General features: G+C 58.6%; 19 protein-coding genes. 14 read left to right on the forward strand and 5 right to left on the reverse strand.

Annotated features, from left to right (window positions below):
• Nucleotides 1–63 precede the first annotated feature (63 nt).
• The 4 genes from AC061P_RS05340 to AC061P_RS05355 all read left to right on the forward strand — a co-directional run bounded on the left by AC061P_RS05340 (nt 64) and on the right by AC061P_RS05355 (nt 6,260).
• Entirely contained in the window at nt 64–1,950 is a 1,887-nt protein-coding gene (locus AC061P_RS05340) for a DUF2207 domain-containing protein (RefSeq protein ID WP_449648922.1), read from the forward strand.
• Nucleotides 1,951–1,986: 36 nt separating this feature from the next.
• The gene (locus tag AC061P_RS05345) at nt 1,987–2,331 is read left to right on the forward strand and encodes a DUF6804 family protein (protein ID WP_449648923.1); all 345 of its coding nucleotides are present in this window, start codon (nt 1,987–1,989) and stop codon (nt 2,329–2,331) included.
• A gap of 193 nt (nt 2,332–2,524) precedes the next feature.
• Nucleotides 2,525–4,669 carry a DEAD/DEAH box helicase gene (locus tag AC061P_RS05350; RefSeq protein ID WP_480392023.1) on the forward strand — a complete coding sequence of 715 codons (2,145 nt, stop codon included), beginning with the start codon at nt 2,525–2,527 and terminating at the stop codon, nt 4,667–4,669.
• A gap of 97 nt (nt 4,670–4,766) precedes the next feature.
• Nucleotides 4,767–6,260 (forward strand): aspartate ammonia-lyase, encoded by a 1,494-nt coding sequence (locus tag AC061P_RS05355; protein WP_449648925.1) that lies wholly within the window; start codon nt 4,767–4,769, stop codon nt 6,258–6,260.
• 124 nt (nt 6,261–6,384) lie between these two features.
• Here the strand turns inward: AC061P_RS05355 and AC061P_RS05360 are convergent, their stop codons facing one another.
• Together AC061P_RS05360 and AC061P_RS05365 are read right to left on the reverse strand one after the other, a co-directional pair.
• Nucleotides 6,385–6,987 (reverse strand): protoporphyrinogen oxidase, encoded by a 603-nt coding sequence (locus AC061P_RS05360; protein WP_449648926.1) that lies wholly within the window; start codon nt 6,985–6,987, stop codon nt 6,385–6,387.
• 9 nt (nt 6,988–6,996) lie between these two features.
• Entirely contained in the window at nt 6,997–8,472 is a 1,476-nt protein-coding gene (locus tag AC061P_RS05365; RefSeq protein WP_449648927.1) for an AlkA N-terminal domain-containing protein, read from the reverse strand.
• A 125-nt stretch (nt 8,473–8,597) separates the two neighbouring features.
• Between AC061P_RS05365 and AC061P_RS05370 the strand changes: the two genes are divergently transcribed.
• Together AC061P_RS05370 and AC061P_RS05375 are read left to right on the forward strand one after the other, a co-directional pair.
• The gene (locus tag AC061P_RS05370; RefSeq protein ID WP_449648928.1) at nt 8,598–9,425 is read left to right on the forward strand and encodes a hypothetical protein; all 828 of its coding nucleotides are present in this window, start codon (nt 8,598–8,600) and stop codon (nt 9,423–9,425) included.
• A 41-nt stretch (nt 9,426–9,466) separates the two neighbouring features.
• The gene (locus tag AC061P_RS05375; protein WP_480392024.1) at nt 9,467–10,729 is read left to right on the forward strand and encodes a PrsW family intramembrane metalloprotease; all 1,263 of its coding nucleotides are present in this window, start codon (nt 9,467–9,469) and stop codon (nt 10,727–10,729) included.
• A gap of 28 nt (nt 10,730–10,757) precedes the next feature.
• Here AC061P_RS05375 and AC061P_RS05380 read toward each other — a convergent pair whose 3' ends face one another.
• Entirely contained in the window at nt 10,758–11,834 is a 1,077-nt protein-coding gene (locus AC061P_RS05380) for a hypothetical protein (protein WP_449648930.1), read from the reverse strand.
• Between the two features lie 260 nt (nt 11,835–12,094).
• Between AC061P_RS05380 and AC061P_RS05385 the strand changes: the two genes are divergently transcribed.
• The 5 genes from AC061P_RS05385 (at nt 12,095) to AC061P_RS05405 (ending at nt 17,300) form a co-directional block, all read left to right on the forward strand.
• Nucleotides 12,095–14,344: a HelD family protein gene (locus AC061P_RS05385; RefSeq protein ID WP_449648931.1), complete on the forward strand. Its 2,250-nt coding sequence runs from the start codon at nt 12,095–12,097 to the stop codon at nt 14,342–14,344.
• Nucleotides 14,345–14,561: 217 nt separating this feature from the next.
• Complete coding sequence (locus AC061P_RS05390; RefSeq protein ID WP_449648932.1) at nt 14,562–15,362, forward strand: nuclease-related domain-containing protein; 801 nt, start codon at nt 14,562–14,564, stop codon at nt 15,360–15,362.
• Nucleotides 15,363–15,446: 84 nt separating this feature from the next.
• Complete coding sequence (locus tag AC061P_RS05395) at nt 15,447–15,905, forward strand: VanZ family protein (RefSeq protein WP_449648933.1); 459 nt, start codon at nt 15,447–15,449, stop codon at nt 15,903–15,905.
• A gap of 25 nt (nt 15,906–15,930) precedes the next feature.
• The gene (locus AC061P_RS05400; protein ID WP_449648934.1) at nt 15,931–16,593 is read left to right on the forward strand and encodes a lysoplasmalogenase family protein; all 663 of its coding nucleotides are present in this window, start codon (nt 15,931–15,933) and stop codon (nt 16,591–16,593) included.
• Nucleotides 16,590–17,300 (forward strand): hypothetical protein, encoded by a 711-nt coding sequence (locus AC061P_RS05405; RefSeq protein ID WP_449648935.1) that lies wholly within the window; start codon nt 16,590–16,592, stop codon nt 17,298–17,300. Before AC061P_RS05400 ends, AC061P_RS05405 begins: the two co-directional genes overlap by 4 nt.
• Here AC061P_RS05405 and AC061P_RS05410 read toward each other — a convergent pair.
• Entirely contained in the window at nt 17,297–18,478 is a 1,182-nt protein-coding gene (locus AC061P_RS05410; protein ID WP_449648936.1) for a MarP family serine protease, read from the reverse strand. The genes AC061P_RS05405 and AC061P_RS05410 overlap by 4 nt on opposite strands.
• A 95-nt stretch (nt 18,479–18,573) precedes the next feature.
• Between AC061P_RS05410 and AC061P_RS05415 the strand changes: the two genes are divergently transcribed.
• Both AC061P_RS05415 and rpsO read left to right on the forward strand, forming a co-directional pair.
• Nucleotides 18,574–19,425: a hypothetical protein gene (locus AC061P_RS05415; RefSeq protein WP_480392025.1), complete on the forward strand. Its 852-nt coding sequence runs from the start codon at nt 18,574–18,576 to the stop codon at nt 19,423–19,425.
• A 130-nt stretch (nt 19,426–19,555) separates the two neighbouring features.
• Entirely contained in the window at nt 19,556–19,825 is a 270-nt protein-coding gene (gene rpsO / locus AC061P_RS05420) for a 30S ribosomal protein S15 (RefSeq protein WP_009771894.1), read from the forward strand.
• 115 nt (nt 19,826–19,940) lie between these two features.
• On the opposite strand, the gene AC061P_RS05425 is transcribed toward rpsO, so the two are convergent.
• Nucleotides 19,941–20,549, reverse strand: coding sequence for an HdeD family acid-resistance protein (locus AC061P_RS05425; protein ID WP_449648938.1), 609 nt, complete (start codon nt 20,547–20,549; stop codon nt 19,941–19,943).
• Between the two features lie 100 nt (nt 20,550–20,649).
• Here AC061P_RS05425 and AC061P_RS05430 point away from each other — a divergent pair, with 100 nt between their 5' ends.
• Nucleotides 20,650–21,567, forward strand: a complete 918-nt coding sequence (locus tag AC061P_RS05430) for an NADP-dependent oxidoreductase (RefSeq protein ID WP_449648939.1) — start codon at nt 20,650–20,652, stop codon at nt 21,565–21,567.
• Nucleotides 21,568–21,582 lie beyond the last annotated feature (15 nt).

Raw genomic sequence — 21,582 nt, forward strand, 5'->3', positions numbered from 1 at the left:
CTATCGAGAGCTGGGCGGTGATTGCCCCCACCCGGGGGTCGTAATGCGCGAGGAAGGAAGACTGTGACTCGACTGGAGCTGGCGGCCAATGGTCATCGAGCACGCCGATATCTGGTGCTTGCCGGAGCCCTCCTGTGGGCAATCGGGATGATTCTGCCGCCGACGATGGCGACCGCAGCACCCACGGCAGCGACTACGCCGAACGCGCACGCTCTCACAGATCCCCCTACAAGCATCGTGAGCGCCGGTCTCGACGATTTCGTATTCGATAGTTATGACGCCGAGTTCTTTCTTGATCGCGATAGCGAAGGTCATTCGACGCTTTCCACGGTCGAAACTTTTGTTGCGGTATTTCCGGCAGACCAGAACCGGGGGATGCGGCGAGCGATCCCTGATTACTACCAGGGTGTGCCGGTAAACCTAGCCAATATTTCGGTGACAGACGAGACCGGCAAACCTCGACCATTCGACGTGGAGCATGACGAGGGATTCACTCTGATCACGAGTGCCGCAAACACGTTTGTCAGCGGAGCCCAAACGTACGTCTTCAGCTATGACCAAACTGACGTCACTCGATACTTTTCCAACACTGAGGCTGACGAATGGTACTGGGACACGAACGGCACGGGTTGGCAACAACCGTTTGGCTCAGTCACAGCAACCATCCACTTGGGCGAAGGGCTCGCAGATGCACTCATTTCGCCGCCTCGCTGCTATTGGGGCTACGAAGGATCGACAGAGGTATGCGAGATCGTCTCGGTTGACGCGAACGATTTTGTTGCCTCCCACGATCTCTTAAGCGCAGGTCAGAACCTCACCGTCGCAATGGGATTCGAACCGGGAACCTTTGTGGCTCGAGACAGCTCCTATTTCGCCTCAACCTCGGGCTATCTGCAACCGTTGGGTGCTCTCGGCGCTCTTGCAGGCCTCATCTGGGCGTTCCGTACGCGGCGAACAAAACTTGCCGACGCTGCAGGGCGGCCCACCATCATCGCCGAATATTCGCCTCCCAGCGACGTGCCACTCGTCACGGCAGCCCTTCTTCTTGGCAAGCGCAATAAAGCGATCGCCGCGCAAATCCTCGAGTTTGCCGTCCGAGGCAAGCTTCGGGTTCGTGAAGCGGAATCGAGTGGGTTCTTCTCGTCGCGCACCGAGTATCTCCTTGAGTTGGTTGACCCAACGGGGGTGCGTGGCGCTGAACTAGAGATATTGCGCGCGCTTTTCGGGAAGTCATTGCAGCACGGCGCGGTGCGAAGTCTCGCGAAGGCCGATCAGAAGCTCAGCCAGAAGCTCTACAAAATTGTGGAGCGAGAGAATTCCGGACTCGTTGCTGCCGGTTTCCGTCGCACAGTGTCGGCGAGTAGCTACCTACCGATTGCGGTGTCGGCGGTCGCGATAGCCGCAGTCATATTCTTCGGAGTCCTGCTGATCGATGGTGCCTATGGATCCGGAGTCCCATTCGTGATCATTGCGGGTTCGATTGTCGCGGGGGTAGCGACTCTGGTGTTGCTCTTTCGCACGCCCGTCACCGCGCGCGGCGCCGAAGCTAGAGACCATCTTGAGGGACTTGAGTTGTACATCCGGCTGGCAGAAGCGGACCGGTTGAGGATGCTGCAAAGCCCTGAAGGTGCCTTGCGCGAGAAAAGTACATCGACCGGTAACAACGACGTGCTCAAGATCTACGAGAAGCTCCTGCCCTATGCAGTGCTTTTTGGGCTCGAAAAGCAGTGGTCTGGGGAGCTGAGTCGGTACTACTCTGAACGCTCACCCGATTGGTATAGCGGTTCTGGCGCGTTCAACGGTGCACTGTTTGCCTCAAGTATTTCGTCAATGTCTGATTCGATCGCAAGTTCGTACTCTGGCAGCGCGTCGAGCAGTTCGAGTGGAGGTTCCGGCGGCGGCGGCTCTTCCGGTGGTGGTGGCGGCGGTGGTGGCGGTGGCGGCGTGTAGCGCTCTGCAGAGTCAGCCGCGGGTATATTTGCTCTAATGAGTGCTACGTACCCCAACAGGCCACGCCGAGTGGTCCTCCCGGCAGCAATCCTCGCTGTGCTCGTGCTCCTCGTTGGGGCGGGCATCATCGACACCGAGATTTTCACAGTGGTTCGCTACGTTGTCAGCATTCTTGCGTTGATTTGCGTGGTGCTCGTGGTTCAGGCTCACCAATGGTGGTGGGCGATCGCACTCGTGCCGATTGCGATTTTATGGAATCCCGTGTTTCCAATTGTCGTCGCCGACACTCAGTTGTTCGCGGGATTGCACTACACCGCAGCGCTTGTGTTCATCGTTATTGGCGTCGCCGTTCGCGTCACCGATACCCAAAGTCGAGGTTAATTCGCTCGAGTAGCACATGATCCCGTTTTTCTGCGTACACTAGTAACGCATCCCTTGAGACCACCAATCGCACCGCAGTTGGGTCTGGCTCACTCGAGCGGATGTTGTCACTCAGCATGAGGTCCCATTCGTGGCAACGTCTTCGAGCCGTCGATCCGTGTGACTGAGCATTTGCCTAGCGCCAGGAGAATAGTTGACCAACTCGTCAAAGACCGATCCCTCGCAGCGCAACAAGCGACCCAAAAACTCTGGTCAGCGACAAGCCGGCGCTCAACGTCGACGCGCTCGCCCCGGTGACGACACCGGAGTAATCCCCGTGCTCGCTCGCGCCGCTCGTGAAGTCGAGACTGCCGTGCAAAAGGGCCCGCTTAAGCCTGCTAACCGTGCACGCTTCCAAGTCGCCGCGCTGCTCCTGCGTGAAGAGCGCGCCAGAGTCAAGGTTGATGCAACGCTGACTGAGTCTGAACGAGCTAATGAGCAGAAGCGCCTTGATGGCCTCGCCGGCATCTTGGCTAAGACCGCAGCGCGAGACACTAGCCTGCTTTCGATGCTCGGGGAGGCCGCCCCAATCACGCCAGCAGCGAAAGCTCTGCGCCGTGACCTTTTGTTGGCTGCTGGCGTTGAGCTGAGCCCTGAAGAGTTGATCATTTCCGCCGAGCCGAAGCCTGTAGACAAGCAGGCCGATAAGCAAGTTGTGCCAGCATCCGTTCGTCAAATGCAAATGGCAAACCCCTTCTTGGCTCCCGATTTCAGTGCAGTGGCTGCAAAGCCAGAGCACGGAAACCGCCTCGCAAACTGGGAACTCATTGACCCTCTGTTCCGGGCTTTCGAACACGGATCTGGCGGTGGTGCTGCGTCAATGGAACTGCCGGAAGCTGAATCGCTTCGCACGCGGGGAAATCTCGATCTCATGCGGCACCAAGCTCGTTTCGTCGAGCGCGTCAAGCAGGGCCACCGCACGTTCCTCCTCGCCGATGAGCCAGGACTCGGCAAGACGGCTCAAGCGCTGATGGCGGCGGAGGCTTCTCACTCGTACCCATTGCTCGTTGTTGTCCCTAACGTCGTCAAGACCAACTGGGAACGCGAAGTGGAACTGTGGACTCCTGGTCGCACCGCGACTGTTGTTCACGGTGATGGCGATTCTGTCGATGCCTTCAGCGACGTCGTCATCGTCAACTATGAGGTTCTCGACCGCCACGTCGGTTGGCTCGGACGATTTGGCTTCAAAGGCATGGTCGTCGATGAAGCCCACTTCATTAAGAACCTCAAATCTGAACGTTCCAAGCATGTACTTAGCCTGTCTCACAGCATCCGTGCGACGTACCCGAAGGCGCTCTTGATGGCGCTAACCGGAACACCGCTCATCAACTCGATTGAAGACTTCCGAGCAATCTGGCAGTTTCTGGGCTGGATCGATGCGACGAAGCCACTCGCACCACTCATGGCAAAGCTCGAAGAATCAGATCTCACCCCCGCTGACCCCGGTTTCTTCTCCGAAGCGAGACGTGCGGTTATCGATATGGGTATCGTTCGTCGCAAGAAAGTGGATGTCGCGGCTGACATTCCGGCGCGACGCATCGCCGATATTCCCGTTGAACTCGACGATGATCTCGGTCGCTCGATTCGGGCGGCAGAGCAAGCGCTCACCGCGCGACTCCTTGATCGCTTCACTCGAGTGCGCAACCTCAAGCCCGATGTCGCTGTCGAAGACTTGATTCGGGTCGTCGCTCACGCCGAGCTCGAAGAGTCAAAGAGTGCAACCACGGGAGAGAACGTCTTTACGATGGTGCGTCGAATTGGGCAGGCAAAGGCTACGCTCGCCGCCGATTACACAGCGCAATTGGCTCGCTCAGTCGGCAAGGTTGTGTTTTTCGCCAAGCACATCGATGTGATGGACACCGCCGAGGCACACTTTGCCAAGGTCGGACTTAAGTCGGTGTCGATTCGCGGTGACCAGAGCGCCAAGGCTCGCCAAAACGCCATCGACTCGTTCGCCGATGACCCCGACGTTTCCGTAGTGGTTGCATCGCTTACCGCCGCTGGCGTTGGACTAAACCTTCAGGCAGCATCCAACGTTGTTCTCGCCGAACTTAGTTGGACGAACGCCGAGCAAACGCAGGCGATCGACCGCGTGCACCGAATCGGCCAAGAGCTTCCGGTGACAGCCTGGCGCATCATCGCAGCGCACACGATTGATGCGCGAATCGCAGAGCTCATAGACAGTAAGGCTGGATTGGCTGCACGGGCACTTGACGGTTCAGATGACGAAGTCATTGCGGAGTCGAATATCCAACTTCAGGCGCTTTCCGCGCTGCTGCGGGACGCCATCAAGAATTAGCTCACCGTTAAGAACTGACGTTCTCGTCACCGGTCTCCGTCGGCTCACGCGTGGCCGAAGCGTAGAATGGTTGCATGAGTGACACGCAGGTTTTGTCGTGCCAACCGTCAACGGAGATGAGAACCAACAGTTGAGCAATGCCTCTTCGCACAACACCACTACCCGCATCGAATCCGATTCGCTCGGCTCGCTAGAGATTCCGGCAGATGCCTATTGGGGGGTCCACACTCTCCGAGCAATGCAGAACTTTCCGATAACTCGGCGTGCGATCTCTGTCTATCCTGACCTCGTTCGCGCTTTGGCTCACATCAAGCAGGCGGCGGCTCGTGCCAACGCCGAACTCGGTGTTCTGGAATCGAAGAAAGCGCACGCTATCGATACCGCGTGCCAAGAGATTCTCGATGGCGCACTTCATGCAGAGTTCTGTGTCGGGGTGATTCAGGGCGGTGCTGGCACGTCTACCAACATGAACGCCAACGAGGTGATTGCCAACCGCGCCCTCGAAATCTTGGGGCACCAGAAGGGCGAGTACTCCTTCCTGCACCCCATCGATGATGTCAACCGCAGCCAGAGCACGAACGATGTGTATCCGACCGCGATCAAGCTAGCGATGATCTTTGGTGTTCATCGGCTTCTCACCGAACACGCACTGCTGTCCGAGTCTTTCGCGGTCAAGGGTCGCGAGTTTGTCAAGATTCTCAAAATCGGTCGCACTCAAATGCAAGACGCGGTGCCCATGACCCTTGGCCAAGAGTTCACTGGCTTTTCGCACACGCTCGAAGAAGATCACGCCAGACTCACCGACGTTCTGCCCTTCATGAGCGAAATCAATATGGGCGCCACTGCCATCGGCACAGGAATTACCGCCGATTCTCGGTACGCCGAAGCGGTACGACGCCACCTGACGGATGCCACCGGCATCGAGATGAAGACCGCGTTCGACCTCATCGAAGCTACGAGCGATGTGGGAATCTTTATGTCGCTGAGTGGAATTCTCAAGCGTTCGGCCGTGAAGCTTTCGAAAATCTGCAACGACCTTCGATTGCTTTCCAGCGGCCCGCAAGCCGGTTTCGGTGAGATCAACCTCCCGGCAAAGCAGGCAGGTTCCTCGATCATGCCTGGCAAGGTGAATCCGGTTATCCCCGAGGTCGTCAATCAGGTCGCATTCAGCGTAATCGGGGCGGATGCCACAGTCACCGCCGCGGCCGAAGCAGGGCAATTGCAGCTCAACGCTTTTGAGCCCGTCATTGCCCACTCGCTGCTTCAGTCGCTGGCCTGGATGACTAACGCTTGCCGTACTCTTCGCGAGAACTGCATCGATGGAATCACGGCCAACGAGGAACGTCTCGCGGCACAGGTCGAATCGAGCGTAGGCGTTGTTACCGCTCTTACTCCCTACATTGGCTACGCAGCAGCGGCGACCCTCGCGCATACAGCGCTGACGACGAACGCATCCATTGCACAACTTGTGGTCTCTGCCGGGCTCATGAAAGAAGAAGACGTCGCCCGAGTGCTCACTCCTGAGCGACTGAGTGGGGTTTCGCCTATGACCTCCGCAATCACCCTTCCCTGGCTAGCTGAAGAAGAATAGCCAGCCCCAACGCAGAAGACGCCTAACCTCTCGCGCTGCGGCCTAACCTCTCGCGCTGCGAGGGGCTAGGCGTCTTCTGAGTTAACCAGTGTGTGCCGGATTGAGGGGCACGAGTCGTAGGGCGCTAGGGCTTCTTCGAGGTCGGGGTGTCGTACTCAGAGTCGTCATCGTCTTCGTCATCGAGGGGCGCTAAAGCCTCGTCGCGCGCCTTGCCCGCTGTCGCAAAAGCACGATCGATAACGCTTTCGCCTCGCTCTCGAAGTTCGGCGGCAGTGTGAGTGGCGTTGTCTCGCACATCGCTCGCAGTGTGGGTCACTCGACCGACCGCATCCCGTGCCGTTGTTGAAGCTCGGCCAGCGAGTTCTTTTGCCGAGCCCTTGGCAGAATCAGCGAGATCCTTCGCGGTCTCTTTGGCAGTCTCGGCAAGTTCCTTTGCCGTGCCCTTCGCGGACTCGGCAACCTCGCGCGCCGTTTCAGCGACGTCTTTAGCCGTGCTGGTTACGAATCCCGGGGTAGCTTTTGCGACAGCCTCAGCCTTGTCGCGCAAGATCGGTGCCTGAGTGCGTGCATAGTCTTCGACTCTTATGCGTGCCTTGCTGACTCGCGGGCTCTCCCAGAGTTCTGTTGCCTTGCCTTTCATCTGGTCGTAACGTTCGCGGCCGGCGCGCGCGCCGAGAACATAGCCGATGGCAATACCGAGTGCGAGTTTCACGAGTCTGGCGTTCATGCGTCTAGCCTACGGTGAGGTCGCCTTTCGCTCTACCTGGGCGGGGCGTGATCGCCACAAGTGCATACAGGCGTAGCTACGCCAAGGCGCCCACGCGGCGGAATACTGAGTGAGAGCCGGAGCAGCGGCCGGAAGCCCCAGTTCCCTAGCCCCTTGGCGCACAACGAGGTCGCTGCCCAGCATGATGTCGGGATTTCCGAGCACCCGCATCGCCATGTACCCGGCGGTCCACGGGCCGATCCCCGGCATCGCCTTTAGCCTTGCTGTGAATTCGTCGACAGGGGTCGAAACGTCGAGATTGAGATCGCCGGAAGCAAGCGCTTCGGCGACAGCGAGAATGCTCGCAATGCGAGTGCGTGGGCCACGCAGTACCTCGCTACCAGCCGCCGCCAACCGCTCAGCGGTGGGAAACAGTCCATCACTGCCCAGTTCGCGAGCGATGCGGGCGTGCACTGTTCGCGCGGCCGCAACCGAAATTTGTTGCCCAATTAGAGTGCGAAATAGTGTCTCTTCGGTATCGATACTGCCGGGGAGGCGCATTCCGGGAACCCGCGCGACTGAGGGCGCAAGTGCCGGATCCACGGAAAGGATGCGATCGATTGCGTGTGAGTCTGCGTCGAGGTCGAATAGGCGACGCACTCGAGCGACTAGCGGTGCGACATCCGAAATTCTGGCTAGCTGGGCAGTACACACGAGGCCGTTGTCTATCAGTTCGAGGCGAACTGTTGCCACTCCGCCCGGCAAGCGCACCGCGCGCTCAAGGCTGGATTCAGTGGCTAGCTCTATGCCCTCGACTGCATGATTTGCGAAGAAAGTCATGAGCCCGGCTCCGTCGAAGGGTGCACGAGTTGGCAGTCGAAGAGTTAGCGTCGACGGTCGTTCTTCTGCAAGGTGCGGATGAGCGGAGCTGCCGCGCCTGGCTAGCGTACGCAGCTGACTCGGGGTGGTTTCGTACACCGCCTGGATTGTGTCGTTAAATTGGCGGATGCTGGAAAACCCTGCGGCAAAGGCGACGTCGGAAATGCTCAAATCCGTAGCGCTCAGGAGCGTTCGTGCGGCCTGTGCCCGGTGTGCTCTGGCGAGTGCCAAAGGTCCAGCACCGAGTTCTGCTGAGAGCACTCTGGTGAGGTGGCGGCTGGTGTATCCCAAACGGGAGGAAAGTCCAGACACGCCTTCTCGTTCGACGACACCGTCGCCGATGAGGCGCATCGCGCGTGAGGCCAGGTCGTCGCTGAGGTTCCAGTCGGGAGAACCTGGTACTGCGTCGGGCTGACACCGTTTGCACGCGCGGAGACCAGCTTCGTGAGCAGCAGCCGCGGTCCGATAGAACCGCACATTCCGCGGTTGTGGTGCGACAGCAGGACAACTTGGGCGGCAATAGATTCCTGTGGAGTGCACGCCGGCGATGAACTGCCCATCGAACCGCGCATCCCGCGAGCACAGTGCTCGATATTGTTCATCGAAGCTGAGCATGGAGGCGGACATAACTCAAGGGTGCCACCTCGTTAGGCTACTGACCAGCGGAAATCAGACATCACGCTTGCGGCGACTTGACCGAGTACTGCCCGGCGCGCTGACCCGAAGCTGGCCGAAGCGACTACAGTCGCACCGTGGAATCTTCATGGACAGTACTCACCATTCTTGCGGCCGTCTGGCTCGTAGCATTCTCAGCTCAAATCGCTGACTACGCGACGGCACGCTTCGACCACCTTCGACTAGCGCGCGGTGTTCGAACGAGAGTGCGGTTGCACCCTGTTGCGTGGATCGTGCCTGTTGCCGCGCTGGCCCTTGTCATTACGGCAGTAGGGATTGACTGGAGCACACGCTTGTTCTTCGCGAATCCAACACAGACCCCCGCTGGGGTCATCGTCGCGCTCAGCACCGTGGTGTTAATTGTGGCGCTCATTGCGATCATCGCTGTCGTGGTGGTTCGCCCTCCTGCCGATAGCTATCGACTCATGCGTGATGAGCTCATCGAGCTTGCCGGTGTGCGCATGCATCAAGATCAGGTTGACGAATTTCGTGCGCGAGTCGCTGCCATCGATGCAGCATCCAAAGATCGTCGGATGCCGGACGCAGCAACACCTCTAGCAACCGTGCGACTGATTCTGCGAACGCCGCACTGGTTGATCGCGCCAGTTGCTTCACTAGCGGCCATCATCGCGGCGATTGTTGACGTGGCCAACGACTCCTCGCGATCGTGGCCACTGGCAGTAGCAGTGGTGATCTTTCTTCTGAGCCTCCAGTTTGCTGTTTCCGCTGCCCGCGCTTCGCTGACGTTGCGCGCAGCCGTGCGGTCGACTCAAGATGTCTACCGCGGAGAGCTTCTCGGCCTCATCATCGAAGCCGAACGTTCCTCGAAGAAGCGAGTCGCAGGACTCGGTGATCGAGTGACGCGGGCATTGAGCATTTTGCGGGAGCAGCAAGCCTCACAGTAGACGTCCCCAGCGAGGTGGCTGTCTCACGCTAGGGTCGTTTTATGACCGCGAGTGATTCACCTTCTGCGACTCCCGATTTCACCGCATCCGCAGGGATTGCCGCTCAGCAGCCATTGCCGGCGCCTGCCGAGGTCGCTAGCGAAGCGAAGCAGAACCAATTGCATGGTGGGCCGGCTCCGCGGCGAGGGCCTGGCCTGCTTATCTTGGGGATAGTGGGCGTTGTCGCCCTCTCGTTCGTCTTACTTTTTGTTGTTGTCTACGTGATTTCTGCCATCGGCACGGATGCTTTCGCGCTTGGCGGTGTGCTGGCGGTTGTTCCGCTGGCTGTCGTCTTCTTTACCGTGCGATGGATCGATCGCTGGGAACCAGAACCGCGCCTTGCCGTTGTTTTCGCATTTCTCTGGGGTGCTGGCGTCGCTGTCTTGCTTGCGTTGATTGTCGGTGCAGAGATTGAGAATGTCATTGCTGCTCTCGGAGGGCCTGGGCCAGCCTACGAGTTCTTCTCTGCAGCGATTCAGGCGCCGATTGTTGAAGAAGCGGGTAAGGCGCTGGGGATTCTTGTGATCTTTTGGGTCGCACGCCGTCACTTTGATGGACCGATCGATGGATTGGTTTATGCGGCATGGATCGCTGGCGGTTTCGCGTTCACCGAGAACATCTTGTACTTCGGCACTCAACTCGTCAGCGTTGATGGCGGTGGAACAGGAATCTTCCAGATGTTCTTGGTCCGGGGCCTCATGTCACCGTTCGCCCACGTGATGTTTACGGCGTGCACCGGAATCGCATTGGGATTCGCATCGCGCTCGACTCGAGCCGCTCACGGAGTGGGCATCTTCGCCGTGGGGCTCACCGTCGCGATCGCGTTGCACGCCCTGTGGAATGGCGCACTGTTTTTTGTCAATGACTTCTTCGGCTATTACGCCATTGTGCAGTTTCCGCTCTTCGTCGTTGCCATCGTGATTGTTCTTTATCTGCGCAAGCAGGAAGAAAAAATGACGTTCGACCGGCTTGCAGAATATGCGAGCGTTGGCTGGTTCAATCACGATGAGATCGCGGTGCTTGCGACGGCGAGTGGCCGACGTCACGCGCTGGCGTGGGCGGCCCGCAATAACAAGCGAGTGGCGATGCAAGCCTATATTCAGGATGCGACGCGACTCGCGTTCGCCCGTCAGCGCATCATCACGGGGCGTGACCGGATTAGTGCGACCACTGACGAAGCAGTGCTCCTAGGGGCCGTAGTCGAGTCACGCCATGCCCTCATGGGCACCGGGAATCCGCCTCGCAAGGATCCACCGACTGGATAGCCGGCACCGTGAATGAGGAAGTGATCTGCTAAGCAAGCAGGCGGATCACGAACTGCCCGATCCAGAAAACCGCAACTACCGCCACCATCGTAATGGCGGCGATTGAGACGCCGCCCTTCAGCCGTTGCCCCTGAGGGGCGACGAGATTTACGCTCGAGTCGCCGATGCGTTCATCCGCATAATTTCGGGACTGGCGCAGAGTCTTGGCGCCGACAGTATCGGCGATGCCGAGCAGCCGACGGTGTTGCGCTGGGTCAACAAGGTCGAACTCCTGTGGCGAATAGACCAATAGCCACTTGTCGACGACCTCAACGTCGTACGGTGCAGCGTGGTCAATGAGCAACGCCATCAAATCTGGTGTGAAAACGTAGAGAGCGTCGCGTTCATACTGGCGCGGTGAGTACAGCGTGAAATGTTCGTTGAAGTCACCCTCGAGTTTCAACACTTGATCGCGAGCGAACGACTTGGGCAGATTGCTGACACCAAATAATTGATTATTGGAACGAGCATCCAAAACCATGTGGGGGAGAGCCCGGTCAAGCTCTAAGGCCATGAAGCCCCAGTTGTGTGTCTGGCGATTCTTTCCCGAGCCTGTCACATAGCGGTAGTTGCCGTAGTCGAGTGTGCGCCCCTCATTGCTGCGAAAGCGATTGCGGATAGAGCGAGTGCCGCCGTTGTTGAAGATGAGTCCTGGATAGTCAATGGCGGTGTCGAGGGGCGCAAATGTGAGCCCATTGTCTTCAGCGAACTTGTTCATGCGATAGAAGCGCAACCATGGCCCGCCGTTGCGACGCCATGCGCGAATGCCGGCATAGATCGCCCCTGTCGCCACCATCAGAAGGATGAGGAGAAAGAGAAGGGCGGGTAGTGCAGCGAATACCGCGCCTTCGACGAACGCTGATCGAACTATGCCGCTAAGAACGCCGAAAATCTGGCCACCGGCGACGAGGAGAAAGATGACAGCTGCGACAGCGACGAGGCCAACTTTGGCGACCATCCCCAGCTGCGAGTACCCGAAATGGTCGCGGCGTTGTGCCCGAAATTGCGATACCTCGTGAGCGTCAACGGGATAGATCAGCCCGGAGTAGTCGATTGAGCGAAGCATCGTTCCATCGTAAGTTGTGAGGCACTCAAGCCGTCAGTCTCACTTTGGGGGGAGACGGCTCAGAATCGCGGGTTTTGCGGGACTGCAAGCCCCACACAGACTCATCGCCCACCGGTGCGGCACTGCCTGCGACTCTGGTGAGCGATGAGTGTTACTGCTTTCAGCGTGCCACCAAGTTTCGCTAAGCGCAATAGGTTGGCGGCGATTTCATAGTCAAAAACGGCGTACCATTGAAGGCCGCAATTTGGAGAGGAACCCGAATGTCATCGAGTGAACTTGAACGGGAACGGGACTATGTCCATGGTCTCTATCGCCGACTCGATTCGCTTCGGGATGCCGCTCAACAACAGCTGGAGGCTGTGCGCAGGAGCGCTCCAGGAGGAACCCATCAGAACCGGTCTGAGCGCGATGCTTTTGCCCGAATCTATGAAGATCGAGTTGGCCAGTTGCGCGAGATTGACGAAAGATTGGCGTTTGGTCGGCTCGAGTTGGAACCCGATGGCGATGAAAGCGGTCGCGTGCTGCGCTACATCGGTCGAATCGGCCTTCGTGACGATGACCAATTGCCGCTGCTTCTCGATTGGCGAGTTCCTCAGGCACGAGCGTTTTATCAGGCAACGGCCGCGACCCCGCTCGGGGCTCGCGCTCGACGCCACCTCCAAAGCAGCGGGCGCAACATTGTGCGCATCGACGATGAAATCTTTGACTCAGAGATTCTTGAGAGCGACGCAGTCTCACTTCAAGGCGAGGCGGCTCTCATGGCCAGCCTCACTGCCGAACGCACGGGCCGGATGGGCGACATCGTCGCGACGATCCAGGCCGAGCAAGATGCGATCATTCGCTCCGAACTCAGCGGTGCCCTGGTGGTGCAGGGCGGACCAGGTACTGGAAAAACGGCGGTAGCGCTGCACCGCGCGGCGTACCTGCTGTATTCGCATCGTGAACGTCTTTCGACATCCGGTGTGCTGATTGTCGGTCCGTCTCGCTCGTTCTTGCGGTACATCGAAGCGGTACTGCCCTCGCTCGGTGAGACGGGCGTGGTGCTCGCGAGCCTCGGACAGCTATTCCCGGGTGTGGATGCTCGTCGCGAAGATCTAGATGCGGTTGCGAGCCTTAAAGGTTCGCTAGAAATGGCGGCGCTGATCAGGAGGGCTGTTCGGTCACGTCAGGTAGTGCCTACCGCTACTCAGCGCATGGAAATCAATGGTGAAATCCTTGATGTTCCCGCTGATCTCATTCGTGGTGCGATGCAGAAGGCGTGGGATTCCCACAAGCCCCACAATCTTGCTCGAGTGACATTCAATAAGGCCGCGATCGCCGCCTTGAGCCGGATGCTCGCCGAACAGCTTCGTTCACACGGCAACACCATCGACGATTCCGATCAGAAATGGTTGCGCGAAGACATCCGCACTGCCCACGACGTCAAGGTTGCGCTGAACACGGCATGGATGCCCCTGTCGCCTCAGAAACTCATTAGCGATCTCTACGCTCGGCCGGCGTGGCTGGAGAGTCTCACGCCCCGCTGGACTCCCGCGGAGAGGCAATTGCTGCTGCGTGAGCGCGATGCCGCATTTACGATCAGTGACGTTGCACTGCTCGATGAAGCAGCCGAATGGCTCGGTGAAGTGGATGTAGCCCACACCGCGGCCGAGCATGAGCACGCCCAGCAGCGCAAGCGTGACCTCGAGAACGCGGCCGCAGCCATTGAGAACATGGGTGTTGAAGGCATGATTGATGCCGAGACCCTTGCTGACGGATTTGAGGTGGCTGTCGAACGTGCGTCGACCGCTGATATCGCTGCCGCTGATCGCTCTTGGGCCTACGGGCATATCGTTGTCGATGAAGCTCAGGAACTTTCGCCCATGCAGTGGCGTCTCCTCGGGCGTCGCAATCCTCTGAAATCGTTCACGATTGTCGGTGACGTGGCTCAAGCAAGTGCTGCAGCGGCTGCAACGAGTTGGGAAAAAGCGTTGGGGGCTCATGTCGGTAGCGCGTGGCGGCTTGAAGAACTCACCGTCAATTACCGCACCCCCTCTCAGATTGTTGCGGTTGCCGAAGCAGTTGCTTTAGCCCATCACGTGTCGATCACGCCGTCGCGGGCTGTGCGGGAGAGCCCGTGGCCGGTAGCCGTGACGACGACATCCCCTGAAAGTCGTGCCGGGAGCGTTGTCGATGCAGTGCATGCCGATCGGGCTATCTCTACTGATGGAACCACGGCGGTCATCGTGAGCGAGTCGCTGACGGACGAAACCGTTGCTGCACTCACCAGTGCGCTTCCGGGTCTCGTTGGTGAGGGCGCAGCGGGCCTCAATAAGCCGATCGCCGTACTGACGCCTCGAGAATCTAAAGGTTTGGAGTTCGATTCGGTTGTTGTCGTCGAGCCTCAGCGCATTGTTGACGAGATAACTCGGGGCGCTGCCGCCCTGTATGTCGCGATGACGCGCCCAACCCAGCGCCTCAGCATTGTGGCTTCTGAGGGGCTCCCGGAAGGTATTCCCTTACCGAAATAGGGTGCTCGCGGCTGTTCACCCCCACTCGGGTAGGCCCAAAAGTGGGGGTTTCATGAAATTCTCAGGTTAGGCACTATGTATCTAGAAGTTGTTCCTCGGGGGAGGGACCTTCACTCGGGAGCGAGTTTTCGCCACGAGTCGGGCCGGAGGCGGGGGAGCCTCCGGCCCAACGTATTTCTGCATGCATTGAGGTGCATGTGAGAGCTGGAGGGTCTGCGTGCCGCAGAATAACGATCTTCGCGGCCGGATCGCTGGACAGTCAGCTATGGCCGCCGTAATCGAAGCGCAATCACACCGAGCGCCACGAGGACGCTTGGCGCGCACCTTTGGCGTATCCCCGCTCACTGATGAAGGCAAAGCGCACTACCGTGGCGCCGTTGGCGAGTTACTTGTCGGCTCCATCCTTGACCATCTTGGGCACAGCTGGGATGTGCTGCACGGTGTTCCTCTTGGCCCTTCCTCGCTTGATCACTTTGCCGTTGGCCGCGCGGGAGTCTTTGCGATTGCCGTCGTAAATTGCCGGGGCGACGAAGTTGCCGTCAATGGTGATGAACTCATTGTCGCTAAAAGTGTCAATCCCGGGTTGCGCGAGGCCAAGTCCGCTGCGACTATCGTCGCTGAGTCGCTCAGCAACGCTCTCGGCGCCACGATTAGGGTCACGCCAGTCCTTGTCTTGGTTGAGCCGACTAAGGTTTCCACCTTGCAGGATGCTGCTGACGTTCACGTGCTCACCTCGATGCAGCTTGAACAGTGGCTGCTCTCGGCCCCGTCGGTGCTTTCCGGTGAGGATGTTGCCAACATTTCTGGTGCGGCCGAAGCCAACGACACATGGCCACAACCTCAAAAGAGCGCTCGAAAGGCACGAAATCTAACGCGAGCGTTCGTGCGGATCCATCATGAAGTTCGCGCGGCAACGGCGCGACGTTTCCTGTGGGGTGCTGCTTCGGTGATCATCCTGTTTCTTTCCGTGTGGATTCTTGTCTCGATCCTCGCTTCTGCGGTCGTACGCGACATGTGAGTTCCTTATGCGTTGATCCATAGTCAGCCGTGAGTCGTTAGCGAGTCGAGCGCTTTCTCTCTCGAGGTAAGGCACGATGGATGAATGTTTAGGCGACATCCATATCTGAGCGTTGCCACGTTCGGATATTTGGCAATCGTGGCGTGGCTCACTTTGAGTCCCCAAGCGCCTGATCAGCGCGACGGTCCGCTCTGGCGACTCGCGCTATTCCTCGACCGATTTTCTGCAACACAGTGGTTGACGTTCAATGATCTTGAGTTCGTGGCGAACATTGCTCTCTTTGTTCCGCTTGGTTTGTTTTTTGTTTTGCTCGTGGGCAAGCGGCAGTGGTGGCTTGCGATTGGGCTTGCGGTCGGTTTGACCGCGGGTATCGAGTGGGTGCAGCAGTTCATTCCATCGAGGGTGTCTGATCCACGGGATATTCTTTCCAATTCCCTCGGCGCGACTATCGGCGTCGTCATTACTCTCAGCGTTGCTGCCGTGCGCCACCGTGCTCGGGTTACGCTCCGGCGCCGCCATGATGTCGAAAATTCTTCATATTGACGTGAGCGAAGCGTATTCTGGGGCCATGCCTTCCGCGCGCTGGTTTGTTCCGTACCTAGCGGTTTCTGCGATCCATGTCCTTGGTTTGGCTTGTGGGCAAGATGGTGCGGCGAACACGACAAAGTTTCTCCTCATGCCCGCGCTTGTCGTCGCAATCGCCGGCAGTCTTCGGCTGAAGTTCCGTGCCCCCGATGGCGCGTTGGTGCTCGCGTTGGTGTTCGCGTGGGTCGGTGATATTTTCGTGTCGAATACGGGCAGCTCGAGCTTCATCATTGGCCTCGCTGCGTTCTTGTGTACCCACGTTGTGTACTTCGTTCTCTTTATTCGAAGCCTTCGAACCCGTCACATCCCTTGGTCAACCACAGGGCTTGTTGTGTGGTGGATGGGCATGCTCCTCTTGCTACGCGACGATCTTGGCGTCTTCTTACTTCCACTAGCCATCTACGGAATCGTGCTTGGTGCATCGACAGCCGCAGCGTTTGCCACAAGCGCCACGATTGCGACTGGGGCTGTGCTGTTCTTGGTTTCAGACACCTCTTTAGCCTGGGCTCTGTTCGCCCCGACGGGTGCGTGGTGGAATTCGGATGCCGTAATCATGGCGCTGTATGTTTCGGGCCAGTTGTTGATCGTCACCGGCTTCTTGCGCTTGCGAAGTCGGGCTCGGGAGGCTGCTAGCGTGACTGGGTGACTTCTGAACCTCCGTTGGATCCTGTGCAGCGACGTGTTGCGGTTGCGCCGGTGATTGTGGCGGTTGTTGCGCTTCTGGTGTTTGCCGTTGTTGTGACCATCGTTATTACGCTCGCTGCCGCGACGACTCCTGGTAGCGGTGCTCAAGCGCCAACGCCGGGCGTTTCCCCGTCCGCAGTTTCGCCTGACCTCACAGTGCCGGACTCTGCCGCTGTCGCTCCAACCGAGGAGTCGACCGGGGCGCGCTGTGTCGATTTCACCGAGGAGACAGTCGCACTCGATATTGTTGAAGCCTCGCTGACTCAGACGGACCGTGGCGATCTCACCGTCGACGTGACTCTGGCATCCGCTGTGCCCGCTGGCTCGGCACAGTTGGGCATTTATGTTGAACGATCCGACGCTGATCGCGCCTATCAGTTCTCTGTTGAAATCAATGATCGCGAGATTGAGAGCGTCACTTCGTACGAGTTCGATGACAAGAAGAGCGATCGACTTGATGTCGATGATGCTGAGATCGATGGCGCTGTAGTGAGCTTTGTCATTCCGCGCAATGTTTTCAAGAAGCTTGGCGACGACTGGTCATGGTTTGCATTTTCGATGTGGGATGACGCGTCCGCCGATGCGTGCCCTGGCGACCCTGGCTCGTTCGAGACTCTGCTGTTCGATTCGACCGCGTCGTCATCACCGGATAGCGAGCAGCGCGACTAGCCCGGAATGCACGCACCGCTTGACACAGTCGCGGAGAGGCCGGGTGCGTCATCAACGGCGGGTTGAAGCTCGGTGAGGGTTAGTGCGTAACCGACATTCTCTTGGTCGGCACCTCGAGCAAAGATTGCTCCGATTACTTCCCCCCTGAGCGAGAGCAGTGGGCCACCGGAGTTTCCGGGATTCACCTGGCCTGCGAGGGTGTAAACCTCGCGAGGCGAACCGCCAGACCCATAAATGTCGGGGCTGCTGGTTGTGCTGACGTGCTGCACTAGTGCTGCATCGACGGTGATGGGCCCTCCGTAGGGATAGCCCTCGATAGCGGCACTAGTTCCGGGGCGTACAGTGCGGCCGAGTGGGAGGGGAGCGGAGCTGAGTCCGGGTACCGCGATTACAGCGAGGTCGTCGCTCGGGTCGAAATACACGATTGTTCCGGTGAGGACTTGGCCGTTTAGCGCTTCGATCACGGGGCGTTCCGTGCCAGCAACGACATGAGCGTTGGTAACAATTCGTTCATCGGAAACCACGAATCCTGTACCGGTCTGGGCTTGGCCACAGGCGTAGGCGTTGCCGGTGATCCGAACAACGGATTCGGCTGCCGTGGCGAGAATTGCGCTGTCAGTGTCGATCGTCGGGATTTTCCCGCCAGCGGCTCCGAGCTCCGATGTGAAGAACGGTACGCCCTGATCGGCGAGCACAGTGCGCAATTGCGCGATTCTGAGTTCGACGTCATTCGGTGTCAGGTCCTGAATTGTGCTGATGACAGCCGAGCCTGAAATGGTGCGGGAGAGTAGCGGTGAGCCGAGCTGCGCGACGCTAAAGCTGACGGTCGAAACGATTAGCGCGGCAAGGACACCATTGGCTATGCCCCCCGCGACTCGGTCGATGCCTCTGAGTTTGCTGGTTTCGAGTTCCGCGCGAAGTGCGCGAGCTATCGCTGCACCGATCGCGTGCCCAATTGCGATAAGAGCAATCGCGGCCACAATAGTGAGAGCGACGCGAAGCTGTGGCCACGGAATCGAGGTTGATATTGATGGCGCCAGCAGTACAGCGGCAATGACTCCCGCGACGATTCCCGCGATGACGAAAACGCTTCTGGTCAGCCCTATCGAGATGCCATAGGCCACGTACCCAAGCAGCAGCGCAATAAGCAGCAGGTCGAGTAGTGGGGACACATTCACCTCTTAACTCTAAACGGCCGTTCTACCCCCATGCGCCGAGTTGGGTGATTCACAGAATCCAGCTAATCTCTGCCTGTGGCGTGTGGGGGAATTGAGTGAGTGGTGTTGAGCGGCGCGAGGGTGCCGAAACCGTGGCTGGGGCACCAGCGGTTGCAGAGGCCGAAGTCGGTTTTGGGCCGGCGATGTCTGCCTGCCTTCGAGCGCAGGCTGCGCGCGAACGTCAGAGCGCGCCGGCTAGATTTTTTGGTGTTAATCCCCTCTCGACGACGGCACGTCAGCACTATTCTTCGGCTCTCAGCGAGCTGGAAACAGCAGTCGCCCTTGCAGCCTTGGGCGCAGACTGGTGCGTTGCCCATTCGACCCGCAGTGTGACTAACCGGATCAATACCGACCACATAGTGCTCGGTCCTTCTGGAGTCTTCTTGGTGTGCAGTCGGCAACATCCGCTAGCGAAGATTGTGACCGCTGGTCGGATGATTATGGTCAATGGGCGCCGCGTTGCCTATGTTCGGGATGCCCTGATTGGGGCGGATCGCCTGGCTGAGGAGTTGGCTGATCTCGGTGCCGATCACATCGGGGTCCGTCCCGTCGTGACCATTGGGGGTGCCTCCGGTGTCATTTATGGCAATAAGCGCCCGCCCGTTCCGGTGCTTCAGCTCGGAGAGCTCGTGAGCTGGCTTCTCCACGAACCTCCGGTGCACTCCGTAGGGGAGGTGAACCGCCTTGTAGCCACAGCAGCTCGTCTCGAGTCATGGCATGTTCTACCGGCAGCAGGTAACGCGAACGTGAGGCTCACCGCGCGGTTCGAAAGACTTCGGGCTGAAGTCGACGCGGCGCGTCAGCGATATCGTTTGTGGCTTGTTGCTGGAGGTGCCGCGGCAATCGCGGCAACGGTAACCATGCTGATCGTCGTCGGTCCGTCAATTACTGAATTAGTTACGGGTTAACTTTGCCGCTCGTCCTGCCGAGCTCCCAGTTCTGCTAAACTCTCAAGGTTGCCGTCTAACGGCCGCGGACAAAGAGAGCTCAAGCATTCAGCTATGGGCACCGCGCAACGACTAGAGAGGGGATTACCTTATGGCACTTGAAGCAAGTATCAAGAAGGCGATCATCGAAGAATACGCAACCCACCCAGGTGACACGGGATCCCCCGAGGTCCAGATCGCGATGATGACTCGTCGCATCCTCGACCTCACGGAGCACCTCAAGATGCACAAGCACGACCACCACTCACGTCGTGGACTGCTTCTTCTTGTTGGTCAGCGTCGCCGTCTGCTGGGTTACCTGCAGAACGTCGACATCACGCGTTACCGCACGCTGATCGAGAAGCTGGGATTGCGTCGCTAGTCGATTCGTCACACTTGCCAAAGGCCGTCATCGCATTGCGATGGCGGCCTTTGTTGTTAACTCTGGCCGTGGTTCTTAACTCTGGCCGTCGTCGTCACCGCGGTGACGAGCCGAATTAGGCTGTTGGCCCGGTTGCTGTATCAGCTGACCGCTTGTTCTTCCGCGGCAGGGTGAGCAGGGTGGTGATGCTGACGGCGATCATCAAGATTGCGCCGATTGCGACGAGCGAAAGTAGCCCGGCTGCTGGTAATACGAACATGGCTACTCCTGCTGCAATCGAAACGATCCCGCTGAGCCAGCCGAACCAGCGAGGGTGGATGGTGCCACGAACGCCACCGACTAGGTCGACGATGCCCTCGAGAATCCATCCAATTCCAATGACGAGCGCGAGTGCTCCGAGCGATTGGAACGGGTTAGAGAGACACAGGATTCCCGCAATAACCACCAACAAGCCGAGTAGGCCAGTGACCCAGCGCATGGGCGAGTCGAGGTTATTGGCAACGAATGCTGCCGTGATGCGGAATAGTCCTGAGGCGATGAGGTAGATGCCGAAGAGGATTGCAACAGTCAACATGGTTGCTGCAGGAAACAGGAGACCAATGACACCGAGGACGAGTCCGATCACCGCTACCGCGACGAGCTGGCCGCGGTGAACTCGCAGTAGCCCCGGAAGAAGGTCCTCGGCAGAGGTAGAGCGGAATGGTGTGCTTTCAGACGGGCTCATGGGTGTCCTCAGATGTGTGGTCGATCCGTGATTGTTGGGTTCATTCTCCCAGCATCGACGGGCTTGCGTGCAAGTGCGACGCACCCGTTAGGCTCGATATATGTCGCGTCGCGTTACTTTCTCTCAGCTCGGTGGGCCAGAAGTGCTCACGATTTCCGAAGTTTCTGAACCCCATGCGGGTGTTGGCGAAGTGCGGGTGCGGGTCAGGTTTGCCGGCGTCAATCCTTTTGACGCCAAAGTATTTAGTGGCGGTGCCACTTCGACGCCACAGAAAGTCGCATTCCCCAGTGGCAACGGCAACGATTTCGCTGGTGTCGTTGATGAACTTGGCGACGGCGTTTCGGAATGGGCTATCGGCGATGAAGTGCTCGGAGGAAAGGGGTTCAGTGGGCAAGCCGACTATGTTGTTGTTCCCACAAAGAAGCTTGTTCGCAAGCCGGCCGCTCTCAGTTGGGAACAGGCCGGTGGCCTCGACATTGCTGGCCGCACCGCCTGGGCAAGTGTCGAGAGTGTTTCACTCACATCAGCAGACACTGTTCTCGTCAGCGCCGCTGCTGGCGGAGTTGGGGTGATTGCTGCGCAACTCGCCAAGCTCACTGGCGCGCGAGTCATTGGCTCGGCCAGTGAATCGAACCATGAATTCTTGAGGTCGCTCGGCATCCTGCCGGTGACCTACGGCGAGGGCATGGTTGAGCGCATTCTCGAAATCAGTCCAGAAGGTATTACGGCCGCACTCGATAACAATGGGCGTGAGACGGTGGATGCCGCGCTTGCGCTTGGTGCACCGGCATCCCGCATCAATTCCATCGCTGACTATGCAGCTAGCGAGGACTACGGCACATCTGTTGTTGGTGCAGCCGGGGCCAGCCCCGATGACCTTGCCTCGCTTGCCGCTCTTGTGGCTGCGGGGACCGTTCAGGTTCCCATTGATTCGGTGTTCCCCTTCGAGGAAGTCTCCGAGGCATACAAGAAGCTCATGACTGGTCACTCGAGGGGAAAGATTGTGCTCGCGCTTTAACCTTCGTTCCGCGAT

The sequence above is a fragment of the Rhodoglobus sp. G.S.4 genome (genome assembly GCF_056619605.1).